Source organism: Sanguibacter sp. HDW7 (assembly GCF_011300875.1).
Taxonomy (GTDB): domain Bacteria; phylum Actinomycetota; class Actinomycetes; order Actinomycetales; family Cellulomonadaceae; genus Flavimobilis.
The window spans coordinates 1,668,139-1,685,096 of record NZ_CP049862.1; the positions used below are offsets into that span (position 1 = coordinate 1,668,139).

20 protein-coding genes are annotated in these 16,958 nt (G+C 72.4%); 4 read left to right on the top strand and 16 right to left on the bottom strand.

Annotated elements, in window-relative coordinates:
• Window positions 1–355: 355 nt before the first annotated feature.
• Together G7063_RS07765 and G7063_RS07770 are read right to left on the bottom strand one after the other, a co-directional pair.
• The gene (locus tag G7063_RS07765; RefSeq protein WP_166413889.1) at window positions 356–760 is read right to left on the bottom strand and encodes a hypothetical protein; all 405 of its coding nucleotides are present in this window, start codon (window positions 758–760) and stop codon (window positions 356–358) included.
• Between the two features lie 144 nt (window positions 761–904).
• Entirely contained in the window at window positions 905–1,489 is a 585-nt protein-coding gene (locus G7063_RS07770) for a TetR/AcrR family transcriptional regulator (RefSeq protein ID WP_166413890.1), read from the bottom strand.
• A 102-nt stretch (window positions 1,490–1,591) separates the two neighbouring features.
• Between G7063_RS07770 and G7063_RS07775 the strand changes: the two genes are divergently transcribed.
• Both G7063_RS07775 and G7063_RS07780 read left to right on the top strand, forming a co-directional pair.
• A complete protein-coding gene (locus G7063_RS07775) occupies window positions 1,592–2,794 on the top strand; it encodes a sugar MFS transporter (protein WP_206188229.1) in 1,203 nt (400 codons plus the stop codon).
• Between the two features lie 107 nt (window positions 2,795–2,901).
• Entirely contained in the window at window positions 2,902–4,143 is a 1,242-nt protein-coding gene (locus G7063_RS07780; protein WP_240916236.1) for a phosphatidylserine/phosphatidylglycerophosphate/cardiolipin synthase family protein, read from the top strand.
• Between the two features lie 83 nt (window positions 4,144–4,226).
• On the opposite strand, the gene G7063_RS07785 is transcribed toward G7063_RS07780, so the two are convergent.
• The 7 genes from G7063_RS07785 to G7063_RS07815 form a co-directional block, all read right to left on the bottom strand.
• Entirely contained in the window at window positions 4,227–4,376 is a 150-nt protein-coding gene (locus G7063_RS07785) for a hypothetical protein (RefSeq protein ID WP_166413892.1), read from the bottom strand.
• Between the two features lie 4 nt (window positions 4,377–4,380).
• The gene (locus tag G7063_RS07790; RefSeq protein WP_166413893.1) at window positions 4,381–4,965 is read right to left on the bottom strand and encodes a MerR family transcriptional regulator; all 585 of its coding nucleotides are present in this window, start codon (window positions 4,963–4,965) and stop codon (window positions 4,381–4,383) included.
• 178 nt (window positions 4,966–5,143) lie between these two features.
• A complete protein-coding gene (locus tag G7063_RS07795) occupies window positions 5,144–5,920 on the bottom strand; it encodes a MerR family transcriptional regulator (RefSeq protein WP_166413894.1) in 777 nt (258 codons plus the stop codon).
• Entirely contained in the window at window positions 5,917–6,387 is a 471-nt protein-coding gene (locus G7063_RS07800) for an FHA domain-containing protein (RefSeq protein ID WP_166413895.1), read from the bottom strand. Before G7063_RS07800 ends, G7063_RS07795 begins: the two co-directional genes overlap by 4 nt.
• Window positions 6,388–6,482: 95 nt before the next feature.
• Window positions 6,483–7,490, bottom strand: coding sequence for a DUF881 domain-containing protein (locus G7063_RS07805; RefSeq protein WP_166413896.1), 1,008 nt, complete (start codon window positions 7,488–7,490; stop codon window positions 6,483–6,485).
• A gap of 2 nt (window positions 7,491–7,492) precedes the next feature.
• Window positions 7,493–7,825 (bottom strand): small basic family protein, encoded by a 333-nt coding sequence (locus G7063_RS07810; protein WP_102508668.1) that lies wholly within the window; start codon window positions 7,823–7,825, stop codon window positions 7,493–7,495.
• A gap of 16 nt (window positions 7,826–7,841) precedes the next feature.
• Window positions 7,842–8,732, bottom strand: a complete 891-nt coding sequence (locus tag G7063_RS07815; protein ID WP_166413897.1) for a DUF881 domain-containing protein — start codon at window positions 8,730–8,732, stop codon at window positions 7,842–7,844.
• A gap of 83 nt (window positions 8,733–8,815) precedes the next feature.
• Between G7063_RS07815 and G7063_RS07820 the strand changes: the two genes are divergently transcribed.
• Both G7063_RS07820 and G7063_RS07825 read left to right on the top strand, forming a co-directional pair.
• Window positions 8,816–9,406, top strand: a complete 591-nt coding sequence (locus tag G7063_RS07820) for a DUF4126 domain-containing protein (RefSeq protein ID WP_166413898.1) — start codon at window positions 8,816–8,818, stop codon at window positions 9,404–9,406.
• 219 nt (window positions 9,407–9,625) lie between these two features.
• Window positions 9,626–11,530, top strand: coding sequence for a DEAD/DEAH box helicase (locus G7063_RS07825; RefSeq protein ID WP_166413899.1), 1,905 nt, complete (start codon window positions 9,626–9,628; stop codon window positions 11,528–11,530).
• A 76-nt stretch (window positions 11,531–11,606) separates the two neighbouring features.
• Here the strand turns inward: G7063_RS07825 and G7063_RS07830 are convergent, their stop codons facing one another.
• From G7063_RS07830 to ribD, 7 genes are all read right to left on the bottom strand, one after another.
• Entirely contained in the window at window positions 11,607–12,071 is a 465-nt protein-coding gene (locus G7063_RS07830; RefSeq protein ID WP_240916001.1) for a PH domain-containing protein, read from the bottom strand.
• Window positions 12,072–12,076: 5 nt separating this feature from the next.
• Entirely contained in the window at window positions 12,077–12,925 is an 849-nt protein-coding gene (hisG, locus tag G7063_RS07835; RefSeq protein WP_166413900.1) for an ATP phosphoribosyltransferase, read from the bottom strand.
• A 93-nt stretch (window positions 12,926–13,018) separates the two neighbouring features.
• On the bottom strand, window positions 13,019–13,282 hold the full coding sequence (locus tag G7063_RS07840; RefSeq protein WP_166413901.1) for a phosphoribosyl-ATP diphosphatase: 264 nt from the start codon (window positions 13,280–13,282) through the stop codon (window positions 13,019–13,021).
• Between the two features lie 110 nt (window positions 13,283–13,392).
• Window positions 13,393–13,860, bottom strand: coding sequence for a 6,7-dimethyl-8-ribityllumazine synthase (gene ribH, locus G7063_RS07845; RefSeq protein ID WP_166413902.1), 468 nt, complete (start codon window positions 13,858–13,860; stop codon window positions 13,393–13,395).
• Window positions 13,857–15,146: a GTP cyclohydrolase II gene (ribA, locus tag G7063_RS07850; protein WP_166413903.1), complete on the bottom strand. Its 1,290-nt coding sequence runs from the start codon at window positions 15,144–15,146 to the stop codon at window positions 13,857–13,859. The genes ribH and ribA overlap by 4 nt, the downstream gene beginning before the upstream one ends.
• Window positions 15,143–15,742, bottom strand: a complete 600-nt coding sequence (locus G7063_RS07855) for a riboflavin synthase (protein WP_166413904.1) — start codon at window positions 15,740–15,742, stop codon at window positions 15,143–15,145. Before G7063_RS07855 ends, ribA begins: the two co-directional genes overlap by 4 nt.
• The gene (gene ribD, locus G7063_RS07860) at window positions 15,742–16,884 is read right to left on the bottom strand and encodes a bifunctional diaminohydroxyphosphoribosylaminopyrimidine deaminase/5-amino-6-(5-phosphoribosylamino)uracil reductase RibD (protein WP_166413905.1); all 1,143 of its coding nucleotides are present in this window, start codon (window positions 16,882–16,884) and stop codon (window positions 15,742–15,744) included. Before ribD ends, G7063_RS07855 begins: the two co-directional genes overlap by 1 nt.
• Between the last annotated feature and the right edge of the window lie 74 nt (window positions 16,885–16,958).

Genomic DNA, 16,958 nt, shown 5'->3' on the forward strand with positions numbered 1-16,958 from the left:
GTCGTCCCAGCACGCAGGCGACACCAGCGGCGCAGAGTCCCACCACCCCCGCGACGATCCAGACGACGCCGAGTCCGGGGACGGGCACGGCGTAGTCGAAGGAGCGGACGATGTTTCCGACGACGGTACGGAGGACCCACCCGACCCCTCCGAGTCCGAGGGCGGTTCCGAGCCCGACGAGGACGACGAGCCGGACCCACTCGGCTCGGGTTCGGGAGTAGACGACGCGACCGCTGCGACGCTCAGCCACGGCTGAACACCCACCGCAGTCGCCGCAGGAGCCGCCCATAGCGCAGCGCCAGCCAGAACGCCGCACAGAGCGACGCGGTACGCCAGAGTCCGGGATCGTCCCACATCACGCCTCCGGCCAGCGAGCAAAGAACGTGTGCGGTCGGACGCACACGTGCTCGTCGCCCAGCGCCGTCACGATCACCTGACCGGCGAACTCCCGCGCCCAGGTGGACAGCAGCTCTTGGAGGTTCAGCGCCGACCGACCGGCGACCGGCCACACGAGCTCAAGACCGGAGCCGTCCTGCACGATGAGCACCAGCGCAGCGCCCGCGAGATTCTCCGACGACTTCGACAGCGACAGCCACGCCTCGATGACGCCCGCAGCCTCCGCCAGCGGGTCCGACATGGCCGCGACCTTGGCCGACGCCCACGTGCGGCACGTGAAGCACGTGTCGAACGTGTCGTGCACCCGCTCGCAGCGATGCGCCGCCCAGCGATCCGCAACCGCCGTCCGCGCGTCGTGCCGCATCGCTTCCTTGACCGCCGCGACGGCCCAAGCCGGGGCGCTCACGACGCAACTCCGAGACCGAACGTCTCAGCGCTTGGAACCGGCTTGACGCCGATAAGGTACATTATGTCAAACTAGCGGAGCGCGCCGCTCCCCAGGGCTCTCTCAGCCCGTGATCCGGCGCACGGCCTCGACCACCTCGTCGACATCGCGCTCCTCGTCGTCGAGCGCACGGTGGATCGTCAGTCCCTCGATGAGCGCGTCGACCGTGCGAGCCGTCGCCGGGTCGAAGTGCCGTCCGAGCGACACCTGCGACCGCCGCATCCACGCCGAGGTGATCGTCCTGAACCGCGGCTCCCGGGCGGCCAGCGTGTAGAGCTCGTGCGAGAGGACGAGGCTGCGCTCGTCCTGGAAGATGTCGTGCACGATGAGCGCGACGACGGCCTCCCGCGCGGCCTGCGGCCCGTCTGCCCCCGCGAGCCGGGCGTCGAAGGCCTCGCTCGCCGCCGTCGCGAAGCGCTCGAAGGCCGCGTGCAGCAGGTCGTCGAGCCCGTCGAAGTAGTACGTGGTCGCACCGAGCGGCACGTCGGCCGCCGCGGCGACCTTGCGGTGTGACGTCCCTGCGACGCCGGAGCGCGCGATGACCTCGAGGCAGGCGTCGACGATGCGGTCGCGCCGGTCGGGGTCGTTGCGCCTCCCCCGTCGTGAACCGCTCGCGCGCGTCTGCTGGGAGTCGGATGTCGTCGTCACGAGCACCGAGGCTATCCCGACTTGCGGCCCCGGTCCAAGATGTGTGTACGATCGTACACGTCCACCGCGGGAGTCCCGCGTCCCCCGCACCTGAGGTCTGCCGTGTACTCCCTCCTGCTCGCCATCATCTACGTCGCGTTCGTCAGCCTCGGCCTCCCGGACTCGCTCGTCGGCGCCGGTTGGCCCGCGATGCACGGCGACCTCGGCGTCCCCGTCGCCGCCGCAGGCGTTCTCACGATGATCATCGCCGGCGGGACGATCGCGTCGAGCCTCCTGTCCGCGCGTCTGACCAGCCGCTTCGGCACGGGCCTCGTCACGGCCGCGAGCGTTGCGACGACCGCAGCGGCCCTCGTCGGCTTCGCGACCTCGGACAGCTTCTGGATGCTCTGCATCTGGGCCGTGCCGTACGGCCTCGGCGCGGGCGCGGTCGACGCGGCGCTCAACAACTACGTCGCCCTGCACTACGCCGCGCGCCACATGAACTGGCTCCACAGCTTCTGGGGCGTCGGCGCGTCGATCAGCCCGTTCATTATGAGCCACGCCCTCGCCTCGGAGCTCGGCTGGACCGGGGCGTACAGCATCGTCGGCGTCATCCAGATCTCGCTCGCGGTCGTCCTCTTCGCATCGTTGCCGTTGTGGTCGCGCGCCACGGCCACCGCCGCGCAGGCTGAGGCGGCAGATGCGCCCTCCCCCACCGTCGACGAGCCCGTCAGCGGTCACGTCCCGCTCAAGGTGGCGCTGCGCATCCCGGGTGTCCTGTTCGTCCTCGTCGCGTTCTTCGCCTACTGCGGCCTCGAGTCCACCGCGATCCTCTGGTCGGCAACCTACCTCGTCGGCGAGCACGCGGTGACCCCTGCCACGGCGGCGGCCTTCGCATCCTTCTTCCTGCTCGGCATCACCGGCGGTCGGTTCCTCGCCGGAATCGTCGCCGACCGCATCGGCGACGTGGCGCTCATCCGGGGCGGCTTCCTCATGGTCGGTGCGGGCGCGCTCCTCGTGGCGCTCCCCCTGTCGACCCCCGTGCTCGCGCTCACGGGTCTCGTCGTCGCCGGCCTCGGCTGCGCCCCCATCTACCCCGCGATCATCCACTCGACCCCGACGAGCTTCGGGCGTGAGAGCTCCCACGCGATCATCGGCATCCAGATGGCTGCCGCATACACCGGATCGACGATCGTCCCGCCGCTCTTCGGCGTCCTCTCGACGTGGCTGGGGCAGTGGCTCTTCCCCGTCTTCCTCCTCCTGCTCGTCGTGCTGGGGCTAGTCATGTCCGAGCGGCTCAACCGGCTCGTCGCCCGCCGGGTCTGACGAGGTCGGAGCCCGCCCTGGCCGTAGCGGTCCGACCTGCGACCTGGGAGCGCGCTGGGTGCGCGCTGGGCCTGCCGGGGTGAACGACGGACGGCTACAGTGGCGCTGTGCCCCTGAGTGAGAAGATGCGCCGCGTCCTGGTCCGCTCCGGCGCGGTCGCCGTCGCCACGCCTTTCGCGCTCGCCGGTGCTCTCGTGGTCGCCGACGCGGTAAAGATCTACCGCCACGGCCGCGCGCCGGCCGACTTCCCGCACCTTCCCCCGCTCGACGCCGAGATCGGCGCGACGCGCTCGACCGTCTTCACGTACGGCGAGGATCTCTTCGCCTCGATGCTCGACGCGATCCGCGGAGCCACACGCACAGTGCTCCTCGAGTCCTACATCTGGAAGGGTGACGAGCTCGGCGAGCAGTTCAAGGAGGCGCTCGTCGATGCCGCGCGCCGCGGTGTCGACGTCTACGTCATCTACGACGGCTTCGCGAACATGGTCGTGCCGCGCTCGTTCTACGACCTGCCCGCGCCCATCCACGTGCTGCGCTTCCCGTTCATCCACCCGAAGACGTTCACGTTCAACATCCGCCACCTCGGCAGGGACCACCGGAAGATCCTCGTCGTCGACGACGAGGTCGGCTTCGTCGGCGGGTTCAACATCGGTTCGCTCTACGCGACCGAGTGGCGCGACACGCATCTGCGGCTCGTCGGCCCGGCTGTGTGGGACCTGCGCAACGCGTTCGTCGACTTCTGGAACACCAAGCGCAAGGCGCACCACCCGATCCTCGCCGACCCGGGCTCTGACGTCTGGGACCCGCACGTGCGCCCCGCGCGCAACGTCCCGTCGGACATGCTCTTCCCCATCCGCGGCATCTACCTCCAGGCGATCGACCGTGCGCGGCGGAACATCTACATCACGCAGGCATACTTCATCCCCGACGAGGAGCTTCTCGCCGGGCTTCTCGCGGCCGCCCGGCGCGGCGTCGATGTGAGGATCATCGTGCCGGCCGCGTCCAACCACGTCGTCACGGACTGGCTCTCGCGGGGCTTCTACACGTCCCTGCTCTCGGGCGGCGTGACGATCTGGATGTACGAGCGCGCCATGGTCCACGCGAAGACCGCGACGATCGACGGAGAATGGACGACGATCGGCACCGCGAACATCGACCGGCTCAGCCTCACGGGCAACTACGAGATCAACCTCGAGATCTACGACCGCGACGTCGCCGGGCAGATGGAGCGCGTCTTCGCGACCGATCTCTCGAACTGCCACGAGCTCACGCTCGACGAGTGGGCCACGAGGCCCTGGTACTCACGCCTCGGCGAGCGGATCCTCGCTCCCCTGCGGCCGCTCCTCTAGCACCGCTCCCCCGGTGCTGCGCGCCGGGTGCCAGACGCATGACGAAGGCCCCGCCGGTGGCGGGGCCTTCGTCCTACGTGATCTCAGGAGTTGCGGGCCGCGTCGGCGGCCTCCTCCTCGGGGCGCGGAGGGATCGTCTCGTCGTCCTCGAGGAGCGGGACCTCGTCGAACTCAGGGTGCTCCGCGCGCAGCCGCGCGGCCACCTCGTGAGGGTCGTGCGCGGCGGTGCTCATGGTGTCAGCCGACGTTCCGTGCCCGGCGGCGTGCCGCAAGCTCGTCGACGGGCGACGGAGCCTGCTCGTCGTCCGTGAGCCGCTCCGTCGGAAGCTCGGCGAGCGTGCCCTCGACCTCGCGCCACACGCGTCCGACGGCGATGCCGAAGACGCCCTGGCCGCCCTGGACGAGGTCGATGACCTCGTCGGCGCTCGTGCACTCGTAGACGGACGCGCCGTCGCTCATGAGCGTGATCTGCGCGAGGTCCTCGACACCGCGCTCACGCAGGTGGCCGACGGCCGTGCGGATCTGCTGGAGCGAGACGCCCGTGTCGAGAAGGCGCTTGACGACCTTGAGGACGAGGATGTCGCGGAAGCTGTAGAGGCGGTGCGTGCCCGAGCCGGTCGCGGGACGCACGGTCGGCTCGACGAGGCCTGTGCGGGCCCAGTAGTCGAGCTGGCGGTACGTGATGCCGGCGGCGCGGCACGCGGTCGGGCCGCGGAAGCCCGTCGCGGGGTCGGACTCGGCGAGGTCCTCGCCGAAGAGGAGGCCCTGCGACGCGACGATCGCGCGTGCTGGTCCGTCGTTCGTCTCTCCGGTGACGCTCACTGTGCCTCCTGAAGGGCGGGGTCAGGATCCCGTCGCAGGCGCCGGGCTCGTTGTCTACCGCTACGCTACGTTCCGCCCCAGGCACCGTCAACGACATCGGGTTCAACACGCTTTCGGCGTGTCGCACCTTCAACCCTGACCTTCAACCACAACTTGAGGGTGAGGCTCCCGGAATGTGTCAGCCCAGGTCGAGGCGCGCGACCGACTGCCGCAGCATCGCTGCGTGCAGCTGCGTGAAGGACTCCCCCAGCTCGACAGCGGAGGCCTCAGCACGCGCCTTCGCGTTTCGCCCGAGCTTGGCCCGCGAGGGTGCCACGACCTGCTCGACGAGCCCGACCTCCCGGTCCACGGCCGTCCGCAGCGCACGCAGGTGTCGCGGCTCGACGCCGTGCTCCGCAAGAGCCGACGCGTGCAGCACGATCTGGCGCGCCCACGCGTCGAACCCGCCCCGGTCGTCGAGGCGCACGATGCCACCCTCGACGAGCGCGACGACGAACGACTCCTCGACACCGAGGTCCGTAGCGAGCGACGCTGCGGTCTCGCGGTCCGCCGCACGCAGGGGCGCGTAGACCACGCCCTCCTGCACGGCGTGCGGACCCGTCGACGCGTCGGCCAGGCCAGCGTCGAGCTCGGCGAGCTGCTCCTTGATGACACGCAGCGGCAGGTACGCGTCACGCTGCTGCGCGAGCGCATACCGCAGCCGCTCGACGTGGGCCCGCGAGTACTGGCGGTAGCCCGCCGGCGTCCGCACCGGCTCGACCAGGCCCTGCTCCTCGAGGAAGCGCAGCTTCGAGTGGGTCAGCGCCGGGAACTCGGCCTTGAGCGCCGCGAGGACGTCCGAGATCCGCATCGTCGCGGTCGTCGGGACACCCGCAGGCCAGGAACGCACGAGGTCGAGCCGAGGCGCCTCGCCGACGACCGGCTCGGACGGCTGCGGCTGCTGCCGCGGCGTCACGCAGGGGCCCCGGGCTGCTGGCGGCTCGGGAAGTAGACCATGCGGAACTTGCCGATCTGCACCTCGTCGCCCGTGCGCAGCGCGGCGACGTCCACCCGCTGACGGTTGACGTACGTGCCGTTGAGCGATCCGGAGTCGCGGACCGCGAAGCCCCCGCCGTCCCGCACGAACGCCGCGTGCTTGCGCGACACCGTGACGTCGTCGAGGAAGATGTCCGAGCGCTCGGAACGACCCACGAGCACCTGGTCCGCGTCGAGGAGGAACCGCGAGCCGGCGCCCGGGCCACGCAGCGTGACGAGCAGCGCGCTGCCCGCGGGCAGTGCGGCGATCGTCGCCTCGTCCTGCGCCCCGGGCCGCTCGACGGGCTCGTCGCCCTGGGGCTCGCTCGGGATCGCGCCGAAGACGAGCGTCTGGTCCACGCTCTGCAGTGCGTCGTTCCCCGGTGCAGGATCGGCTGCGTGCGTCATGGCCCCTCCAAGCTACGTCGGTCCCGCCGGAGCGACCGGCGTCACACCATCCTAGGTGACCCTGAGCGCGGCGTCGCACGTCCGCGCCGCGCGGCTCAGTCCGCAGGCTCGACCGGGACCGGCACCGCCCACTGCGTCGCCGGCGCCTCACGGACCGCTGTGACCTCGACCTTGTCGCGCGTGGTGACCTCGCCCGTCGCGCCGGCGTTGCGGACCTGAGCCATCGCGCCGCCCGGGATCTCGAGGGCTGGCACGATCGTGTCCGCCGCACCGATGACACGCCACTCGACGGGCGACGTGAGCACCGTGCCGTCGAGAGAGACCCCCTGGGCCGTATCGATGAACGACGAGCTTGCGACGATCCGGACGTCTCCGACCTGGACGACCTCGGCGCCGGCGTTGCGCAGCTCTTCGAGGATCGCGCGGTAGACGGTCGCACGCAGCGGCTCCGCTCCCGCCGAGACCCTGATCGCCACACCAGGGCCTTCTGCGGGGAGACGCCCCGAGAGGATCCCCTGCACCGTGGCGCGCTCCTGCGCGAGCGCGAGCAGCGCCTCCTGGTCAGCGTTGCCCGACTCGAGGTCGCCGAGCTGCTCGCGCAGCGACGCCGCCTGCCGCGCAAGCTCGTTGCCGCGCCGCGTCGTCTCGTCGAGGATCCGGACGAGCTCGTTCTGGCGCAGGCCCGTGAGCGGCTTCTCCCGCGTAGAGGACACCTGGACGACGATGCCGAACCCGAGCAGGCCGCACAGGAGTGCCGCGACGACCTGCGTCCTGGTCGCCCTCGGCGCGCCGGCGCGCGCGAGCGTGAGCCACGCGTTGCGTCCGGAGGCCGCCGGGCGCGCATGCTCGGCGACGTGCGCCCCAGCTCCCGGCGCCGGTGTGCTCGGCGCGGCGGCGTCGGCCCCGGACGCAGCGTGCTGCCCGGCCGGCGGACGGGTCGGCGCGTCCGTGCCAGGGTTCTCCTGCGCGACGGAGGCCTCGTCCGAGCGCGCGGTGTCCTCCGCATGCGAGGTCTCGTCCGCGTGAGACGCGAGCTCCTCGCGAGGAGCGTCCCCCTCACGGGGCGCCTTGTCCGGGAGCTCAGGACGCTCGTCGTCGGCCACGCTCACGCCTTGAAGAGATGGCGGCGGATCGCCGCGGCGTTCGAGAAGATGCGGATACCGAGGACGACGACGACGCCGGTAGAGAGCTGGGTCCCGACACCGAGCTGGTCGCCGATGAAGACGATGAGAGCCGCGACGACGACGTTGGACAGGAACGACACGAGGAAGACCTTGTCGTCGAAGATCCCGTCGAGAAGCGCCCGGAGGCCGCCGAAGAGAGCGTCGAGCGCCGCGACGACCGCGATGGGGAGGTACGGCTGCAGCACGACCGGCACGTCCGGCTGGAAGTACAGGCCGAGCAGCGCTCCGGCGAGCAGGCCGAGCACGGGGATCACGAGCGTCCTCCTCGGGTCATGGGGTCGGCACGCCGTCGGGGCGGCTCGGCGACGTTGACGAGCCTAGCGTCTTGGGCGGCAGCGCGAGCAGCGTCTCGGCGACACGGCCGGCCGGGAGCTGGAGCAGCTTCTCGCGGCGCACGTCGGACGTGATCGCGTAGCGCGACGCGAGCACCGTGAGGTGCTGCTGGCCCACGGAACGCGCGAAGTACGCGGGCAGGGTCGAGGGGTCGCCGATCGCCTCGACCGTGTAGGGGCTGCTGAGACCGACGAGGTCGACGAGGATCGCCTCCCCCGCGCTGCGGATCGCGCTCGTCGCCGTGAGCCGGTGTCCGTTGACCGCGATCGCCTGGGCGCCCGAGGCCCACAGCGCGTTGACGACCACCTGGAGGTCGTAGTCGAGGACGCGCTTGGACTCGTTCTCCTTCTCCCCGAGCAGCGGCACAGCGTCGCGCATCGTCACGACGAGCCCTGGGCCGGTCACCGCGACCGTGCCGGCCGACGCGCCGTCGCGCAACGTGCGCTCGAGCAGCGCCGGGTAGGTGTCGGCGAGCCCCTCGTTCTGCAGCGTGTCGATGCGCGCGTCGAGCTCGAGGATCTCCTGGGCGGCCGCGTCGGCCTCCGCGGCACGCTCGAGGATCTCTTCCTGAAGGACGGAACGTGCCTGCAGCACGGAGTCCTTGGGCTGCAGCGCGACCGTCGCGGCCGCGGTGCCGGCGCCGAGGAGAACCGCGACGAGCGTGAGCACGACGGTGCGGCGCGGGCCACGGGTCGAGGACCCGTCACGTCGCCGAGCCGCCTCCTCGGCGTAGCCGGGGTCGAGCGGACGGCGCATGACCTCGTCGAGCAGCACCATGGAGGCGTCGGGCCGCGTGGGCCGCGTACGCGCGTCGGGTGCTGCCTTCACGGGTCGTGCCTCCTGCCTCCGGTGCGCCTGTCATCCTAGGCTGCGCAGGGAGAGGCCTGCACAGGACGACCGAGGGGACGACGATGATCGAGCTGTTGACCGGGGCGAGCCTCGCCTCCGCCGCAGGCCTCAACGCGTACGTCCCGCTTCTCGTCATCGGGCTCGCAGACCGGTTCACGACGTTCGTCGAGCTCCCCGACGCCTGGTCGTGGCTCTCGGGGTGGCCCGCGCTCGCCATCCTCGGGGTCCTGCTCGTCATCGAGGTCGTCGCCGACAAGGTCCCCGCGGTCGACACGCTCAACGACGTCGTCCAGACCGTCGTGCGTCCCGCCTCGGGTGGCCTCGTCGTCGGGGCCGGCACCGCCGGCGAGCAGGTCGTCGACGGCAGCACGTGGAGCGGCACGAGCTGGTGGGCCGTCGCGCTCGGCGTCGGCATCGCGCTCGCGGTCCACCTGCTCAAGGCCTCCGTGCGTCCGGTCCTCAACGCCGCGACGTTCGGCCTCGCGGCGCCCGTCGTCTCGTCCGTCGAGGACGCGTCGTCCGTCGTCATCTCCGTCCTCGCGATCGTCGTGCCCGTGCTCGCGGCGATCGGCGTCGTCGCCGTCGTCGTCACGCTCGTGAGGCTCGCGAGGCGCCGTCGACGCCGTGCGTCGCAGCTCGGGACCACGACCTGACCCTCCCCTGTGTCCGACCTCACCGGCCAGGTCCCTCACCCGACGGGGCCCCGGCACGCTAGGCTGAGGGTTCAGCTTGGAGCGTGTCGCGCGTCCCGCGTGTGAGTCAGGTGGCCACCCATGGTGGCCGTGTGGGTTGTTTCGGGAGTAGCGACCGCGGTGGACCCAACGTCCGCTGCACCGGCTCCGCACCCCGAACAGAAAATCGGTCCCTCTCGTATGTCGACGTCCGAGCAGGGCACGCTTCCGCGCGCCCTCGACGCCCAGCCCACCCCCTCCTTCGACACCCTCGGCCTCCCCGACGCCCTCATGGCGGCGGTCGCCGACCTCGGCTTCCAGACCCCGTCTGCCATCCAGGCCGAGGCGATCCCCACCCTCCTCGGCGGCCGTGACATCACGGGCATCGCCCAGACCGGAACGGGCAAGACCGCCGCGTTCGGTCTCCCCATGCTCGCCGCGGTCGACCCGTCGCTCCGCGCGACCCAGGCCCTCGTCCTCACGCCGACGCGCGAGCTCGCGATGCAGGTCGCCGACGCGATCCAGTCGTTCGCGACGCACCTTCCCGGCCTCGAGGTCCTCGCCGTCTACGGCGGCTCCCCGTACATCCCGCAGCAGCGCGCCCTCCAGCGCGGCGCGCAGGTCGTCGTCGGCACCCCCGGCCGCGTCATCGACCACATGGAGCGCGGCGCGCTCGTCATGGACGACATCCGCTTCCTCGTCCTCGACGAGGCCGACGAGATGCTCCGCATGGGCTTCGCCGAGGACGTCGACACCGTCTTCAAGCGCGCCCCCGAGAAGCGCCAGGTCGCGCTCTTCTCCGCGACGATGCCCCCGCAGATCCGCCGCGTCGCCGCCGAGCACCTCACCGACCCGGTCGAGATCGCTGTCGCACGCCAGGCCTCGACCGTCACGTCGGTCGTCCAGGAGTACGCGGTCGTCCCGTTCCGCCACAAGGTCGGTGCGCTCAGCCGCGTCCTCGCGACGTCCGACGCCGACGCCGCGATCGTCTTCTGCCGCACCCGCGGTGCCGCGGAGGAGGTCGGCTCCGAGCTCATCGCCAAGGGCATCTCCGCCGCCACGATCTCCGGCGACGTCGCCCAGAAGGAGCGCGAGAAGATCGTCGAGCGCCTCCGCGGCGGCCAGCTCGACGTCCTCGTCGCGACCGACGTCGCGGCCCGTGGCCTCGACGTCGACCGCATCGGTCTCGTCGTGAACTTCGACCTGCCGGGCGAGCCCGAGGCGTACGTCCACCGCATCGGCCGTACGGGCCGCGCCGGCCGCACGGGCCGCGCGCTCTCGTTCGTCACGCCCAACGAGCGCGGTCGCCTGCGCGGCATCGAGCGCACGACGCGCACGCCGCTCTCGCTCGTCGAGATCCCGACCCCCGCCGACGTCTCGGCGCACCGGGCCCGCTCCGTGCTCGCCGCGGTTCCCGCGCGCATCGAGTCCGGTCGCCTCGACCTCTACCGCTCGCTCCTGTCCTCCTACGCCGCCGAGTCCGGCACGGACCCGCTCGAGATCGCCTCGGCGCTCGTCGCCCTCCACGTCGGCGACGACGGCCCGAGCGCCTACGCCGAGCAGGTCGCGGCCGAGGCCGAGCGCGACGAGGCCCGCCGCCTCGAGCAGCGCGCCAAGGAGCGCGCCGTCGAGCGCGAGCAGCGCGGCGACCGTCGCTTCGACGACCGTCGTGACGACCGCCGCTACGAGGATCGCCGCGACGACCGTCGCAGCGACGGCCGCGTGGCGCGCCGCGACCACGGCACCGCCGGCACGCGGTACCGCCTCGCCGTCGGCCGCAACCACGGCATCCAGCCGCGCGGCATCGTAGGCGCCCTGACGAATGAGGGTGGTCTCACCGGTTCCGACCTCGGCAAGATCGACATCTTCGGCAGCTTCTCGCTCGTCGAGATCACCGCGTCGCTCGACGACCAGACGATCGAGCGCATCTCGCGCGCGAAGGTGGGCGGCAAGTCGCTGCGCATGACGCTCGACGAGGGCGCTCCCCCGGTGCGCGGCGGCCGCGACGAGCGTCCCGCGTACGGCCGTCGGGACGAGCGCGGCCCGCGCCGCGACGACCGTCACCGCTCGGCCGACGCGCCGCGCACGACGCGCTGGGCCCGCTGAGCCAGGCACCCGCACGTACGCCGATGGCCGGCACCCCTCGGGGTGCCGGCCATCGGCATGTCTGGGCGAGGCCCGTTCAGCGCTCAGGTTCAGTCGCCTCGCCGTAGCGTACGACCAGGGTCGCCAGCCGGGCCGCCTCCGCGCGGCCGAAGGCACCGTCCGAGGACTGCACCGCCATGACCGCGAGAGTCGTGCCGTCCGCGAGGTCGAGCGTCACCCACGGCTGCCCCTGTCCGAGGCGCACGGACTCGACCTGTGCCCACTCGAGCGCGCGCGTCCGCACGAGGTTGCGCACGACGATCCCCTCGGGGCTCACGACCGCGAGCACGCCCGCGTGGCGCCACAGCAGCCACACCGCGAACCCGACGACGAGGCACATGGCCACGTTGTTGGCGGGGTCGTATCCGATCCCCGGATGACCGGGCGACGTGAGCAGCACGAACGCCGCGCCGGCGAGGATCGCGACGATGAGGACCCGCCCGACGACGCGGGCTCCCCGGGGCCTGAAGGGCGCCAGGAGCCTCGCGTCGTCGTCGGACACGGCTGCTACAGCCGGCTCGCGTGGATCGAGGTGACGATGATCGCGCGCGCGCCGACCTCGTAGAGGTCGTCCATGACGCGGTTCGTCTGCTTGCGGGGCACCATCGCACGCACGGCGGCCCAGTCGCGGTCGTGCAGCGGCGAGACGGTCGGCGACTCGAGCCCCGGCGTGATCGCGACGGCCCCGTCGACCTTGTCGACGGGGACGTCGTAGTCCATGAGGACGTACTCGTGCGCGGTGAGGACGCCCTGGAGACGACGCGTGAGCGTTGCGAGGCCCTCGGGGTCCTCACGGTCGGCGCACTTGATGAGGACGGCCTCCGACAGGAGGATCGGGTCGCCGAAGACCTCGAGGCCCGCCGCGCGCAGCGTCGTGCCCGTCTCGACGACGTCCGCGATGACGTCCGCGACGCCGAGGCGCACCGAGGACTCGACGGCGCCGTCGAGGTGGACGACCCGCTCCGGGGTGATGCCGCGCTCGGCGAGGTAGTTCTCGACGAGGAGGTTGTACGAGGTCGCGATGCGCTGGCCCGCGAGCTGGGCGACGTCCGTCACCACGCCCTGCGGGGCGGCGAACCGGAACGTCGAGCGGGCGAAGCCGAGCGGCAGGTGCTCGACGGCGTGCGCACCCGAGTCGAGCAGCAGGTCGCGGCCGGTGATGCCGGCGTCGACGGTGCCCGAGCCGACGTAGACGGCGACGTCGCGCGGGCGCAGGAAGAAGAACTCGACGTCGTTGTCCGGGTCGGCCAGCACGAGCTCACGCGTGTCGCGGCGCTGGCGGTAGCCCGCCTCGCGGAGCATGTCGGCGGCGGGCTCGGACAGGGAGCCCTTGTTGGGGACGGCGATACGGAACACGGGGATCCTTCGGGTCGGCCCGCGCCGGACGGCCTGGCGCGGACGGGAGATCGGGAGAGGAACGCGGAGCGGCGGGCTGGTGCCCGGCATCGCTCAGAGGTAGGAGTAGACGTCCTCGAGGGTCAGGCCCTTGGAGACCATGAGCACCTGGAGGTGGTAGAGCAGCTGGGAGATCTCCTCGGAGAGCTCCGCGTCGCTCTGGTACTCGGCGGCCATCCAGACCTCGGCCGCCTCCTCGACGATCTTCTTGCCGATGGCATGCACGCCCGCGTCGAGCTCCTTGACGGTGCCTGATCCCTCAGGACGTTCCACGGCCTTGCGGCCCAGCTCGGCGAACAGCGTGTCGAAGGTCTTCACGGTTCTTGAGCCTAGCGCGCCGACGGCCGCGGCCGGTGCCCGTCCCGAGGGACGGGCACCGGCCGCGGCCGTGCGTGCTGGTGGGACGTCCGGCGTCCCGCCCGCCTGGATCAGATCGCGCGCAGTGCGACGACGGTCGCGACGGCGGCCTCGACAGCCTCCGCGCCCTTGTCCTCGCTCGAGCCCGGCAGACCGGCGCGCTCGCGCGCCTGCTCGACCGTGTCGACCGTGAGCAGCCCGAACCCGACGGGGACGCCCGTGCGCACCGCGACGTCCGTGAGTCCCGAGGTGACGCCCTGGCACACGTACTCGAAGTGCGGGGTGCCGCCGCGGATGACCACGCCGAGCGCGACGACGAGGTCGTAGCCCGCCGAGGCCGCGCGGCTCGCGACGACCGGAAGCTCCATCGAGCCCGGCACGCGGATCTCTGTGACGTCGGTGACCCCCGTGCGCTCGAACGCACGGCGGGCACCCGCGACGAGACCGTCCATGATCTCGGTGTGCCAGCTGGCGGCGACGAGCACGGCCCGCAGGCCCGTGCCGTCCGTGACGACCTGGGGTGCGCCTTCTCCGCTCATCGCGGGTCCTCCTCGGTGGTGGTGGTGCCCGCGGGTGCCTCGACGGTATCGAGGACGTGGCCCATCGCGAGCTTCTTCGTCAGCAGGTAGGCCTGGTTGTGGGGCGTGTGGCCGACCTCGATGCGCCGCGTGCTCGCGACGTCGACGCCGTTGGCCGTCAGACCCGAGACCTTGGCGGGGTTGTTGGTGAGCAGCTCGACGTGGTCGAGGCCGAGGTCCTTGAGGATCGCGGCCGCGGCCCCGTACTCGCGGCGGTCGGCGGGCCACCCGAGCTCGAGGTTCGCCTCGACCGTGTCGAGCCCCCGGTCCTGGAGCTCGTACGCGGAGATCTTCCCGACGAGGCCGATGCCCCGGCCCTCGTGGCCGCGCATGTAGACGACGGCGCCACCCTCGCGGGCGACGGCCTCCATCGCCGCGTGGAGCTGGGGCCCGCAGTCGCAGCGGGACGAGCCGAACGCGTCGCCCGTCAGGCACTCCGAGTGGACACGGACGACGGGCCGCTCCCCCGGCATGACCGGCGGGATCGCGGGGACGAGAGCGACGTGCTCGGCGCCCGTCCGCAGGTCGCGGTAGCCGTGGATGCGGAAGTCGCCGTGCGCGGTCGGCAGGTCCGCGACGCCCGTGCGCTCGACGCGCTTCGCGTCGGCGAGCCGGCCGGGAGCCTCGGGAGTCACCGGGTCGTGCTCGCGACGCCAGGCCTGGAGGTCCGCGATCGTGAGGACGACGAGGCCCTCCTTCTCGGCGAGCTCCATGACGGCCGGCAGGCGCATCATCGTGCCGTCGTCGTGGACGAGCTCGGCGATCGCGCCGACCTCCCCCGCGCCCGCGAGGCGCACGAGGTCGACCGCCGCCTCGGTGTGGCCGCCGCGGTGCAGGACGCCGCCCGCGACCGCGCGCAGCGGCAGGACGTGCCCGGGACGGATGAGGTCGATCGGGCCGGAGACCGGGTCGGCGAGCACGTGGAGCGTGCGCGTGCGGTCCGCGGCCGAGATGCCCGTCGTCACACCCGTCGCCGCGTCGACCGTCACGGTGTACGCCGTGCGGCGCGGGTCCTGCGACTGCGGGACCATGAGCGGCAGCTCGAGCGCGTCCGCGCGCGGCCCCGGCATGGGGGCGCACAGGTAGCCCGACGAGTGACGGATCGTCCACGCGACCCACTCGTCGGTCGCGGTCGACGCCGCGAGGATGACGTCGGCCTCGTTCTCTCGGTCCGGGTTGTCGGCGACGAGGACGGGACGCCCCTGCCGGATCTGCTCGAGCGCCTCCTCGACGGTCGCGAGCCTCATGCGCGTGCCCCCATCAGCTTCTCGACGTACTTCGCGACGACGTCGACCTCGAGGTTGACGGCGTCGCCCGACGCGAGCGCCCCGAGCGTCGTCGCGGCGAGCGTCGTCGGGATGAGCGAGATCCCGAACGACTCGTCGTCGACGTGCGTCACCGTGAGCGAGACGCCGCTCACCGTGATCGAACCCTTGTGGACGACGTACCGCAGGACGTCGGCGGGGGCCTCGACGACGAGGTCGTCCCAGCGCTCCCCCGGCGTCCGCGACCGCAGCCGCCCGACGCCGTCGACGTGTCCCTGGACGATGTGCCCGTCCAGCCGTCCGCCGACGAGCGCCGCACGCTCGAGGTTGACCGGGTCTCCCGGGCGCAGCGCGCCGAGCTGCGTGAGCCGCAGCGTCTCGGGCATGACGTCCGCGCCGAAGGTTCCGGCCTCCGCGTCGAGCGTCGTCACGGTGAGACAGACCCCGTTGACGGAGATCGAGTCCCCGTGGGCCGCCGTCGAGGTGACGAGCGGGCCGCGGATCGTCAGGCGGGCGTCGGTCCCGAGGTCCTCGGACGCGACGATCGCGCCGAGCTCCTCGACGATGCCGGTGAACATCAGTGCTCCTTCGTGAGGGTGGTGGCGTCGGCGTCGAGCGCCGCACGCCGGGGACGGGACACGACGAGGACGTCGGGCCCCAGGACCTCGACCGACACCGGCTCGAGGCGCAGCGCCTGCGAGATCGACGTGATGCCGAGGTCGGCGACGGCGCCACGACCGGCGCCGAGGATGACGGGGGCGACGTACGCGTGGACCTCGTCGACGAGTCCCGCGCGCAGGAACTGGGCCGCGACGCGCGGCCCGCCCTCGACGAGGACGTGACGGACCTCGAGCGCCGCGAGCTGCACGAGCGCCTCGTGGACGTCGTGCGTGCGCAGGTGGACGATGCGGCCGCCGGGCTCCCGGCGCAGGCGCGCCTCGCGCGGGATCTCCGTGCGACCCAGGACGACGCGCAGCGGCTGGTGGACGACCGACGTGCCGTCGGGCAGGAGCCGCATCGGCTCGGTGCGTGCGGTGAGCGCCGGGTCGTCGGCAAGGACGGTGCCCGTCCCGACGAGGATCGCGTCGACCTCGGCGCGGCGCGCGTGCGCGTGGCGGCGCGCGGCGTCCGACGTCACCCAGCGGCTCGTGCCGTCAGCGGCCGCGACCCGGCCGTCGAGCGTCGTCGCCATCTTCAGCGTCACGAACGGACGCCCCGTCGTCACGGAGTGGAGCCACGCGCGCACGAGCTCGTGGCCGGGGCCGTCGCCGTCCTCGGTCGGGCCGACGACTGTGACGCCCGCGTCCGCGAGGCGCGCTCCCCCGCCCGCCGCGACGGTGCTCGGGTCCGGGACCGCGTACGTCACCGCGGCGACGCCGGCCGCGAGGAGCGCCTCGCTGCACGGCCCCGTCCGGCCCTGATGGTTGCACGGCTCGAGGCTCACGAAGACCGACGCGCCCGTGACGTCGGCGCCCGCGTCCGCCGCGTGCGTGAGCGCCGCCTGCTCGGCGTGGGGCGTGCCCGCGCCCAGGTGGATGCCGGTCGCGAGCACGCGCCGCGGGTCGTCACCCTCGCCCGGGGCGAGGACGACCGCGCCGACGCGCGGGTTGGGACCGAACGCGGGGCCGCCCGCGGCGCTGGTGATCGCGTGCGCGAGGGCCTCGACGGGCGTGAGGTACTCGGGGGTCGGCGTGGTCCCCGTGGTGGCGTCGTCGTGCATGGTCGCTCCCGGACGGTCGGCCCCGGGGCGACGGACGGACGTCCGCGACGTCGCCGCACGACACGTCACCCGTG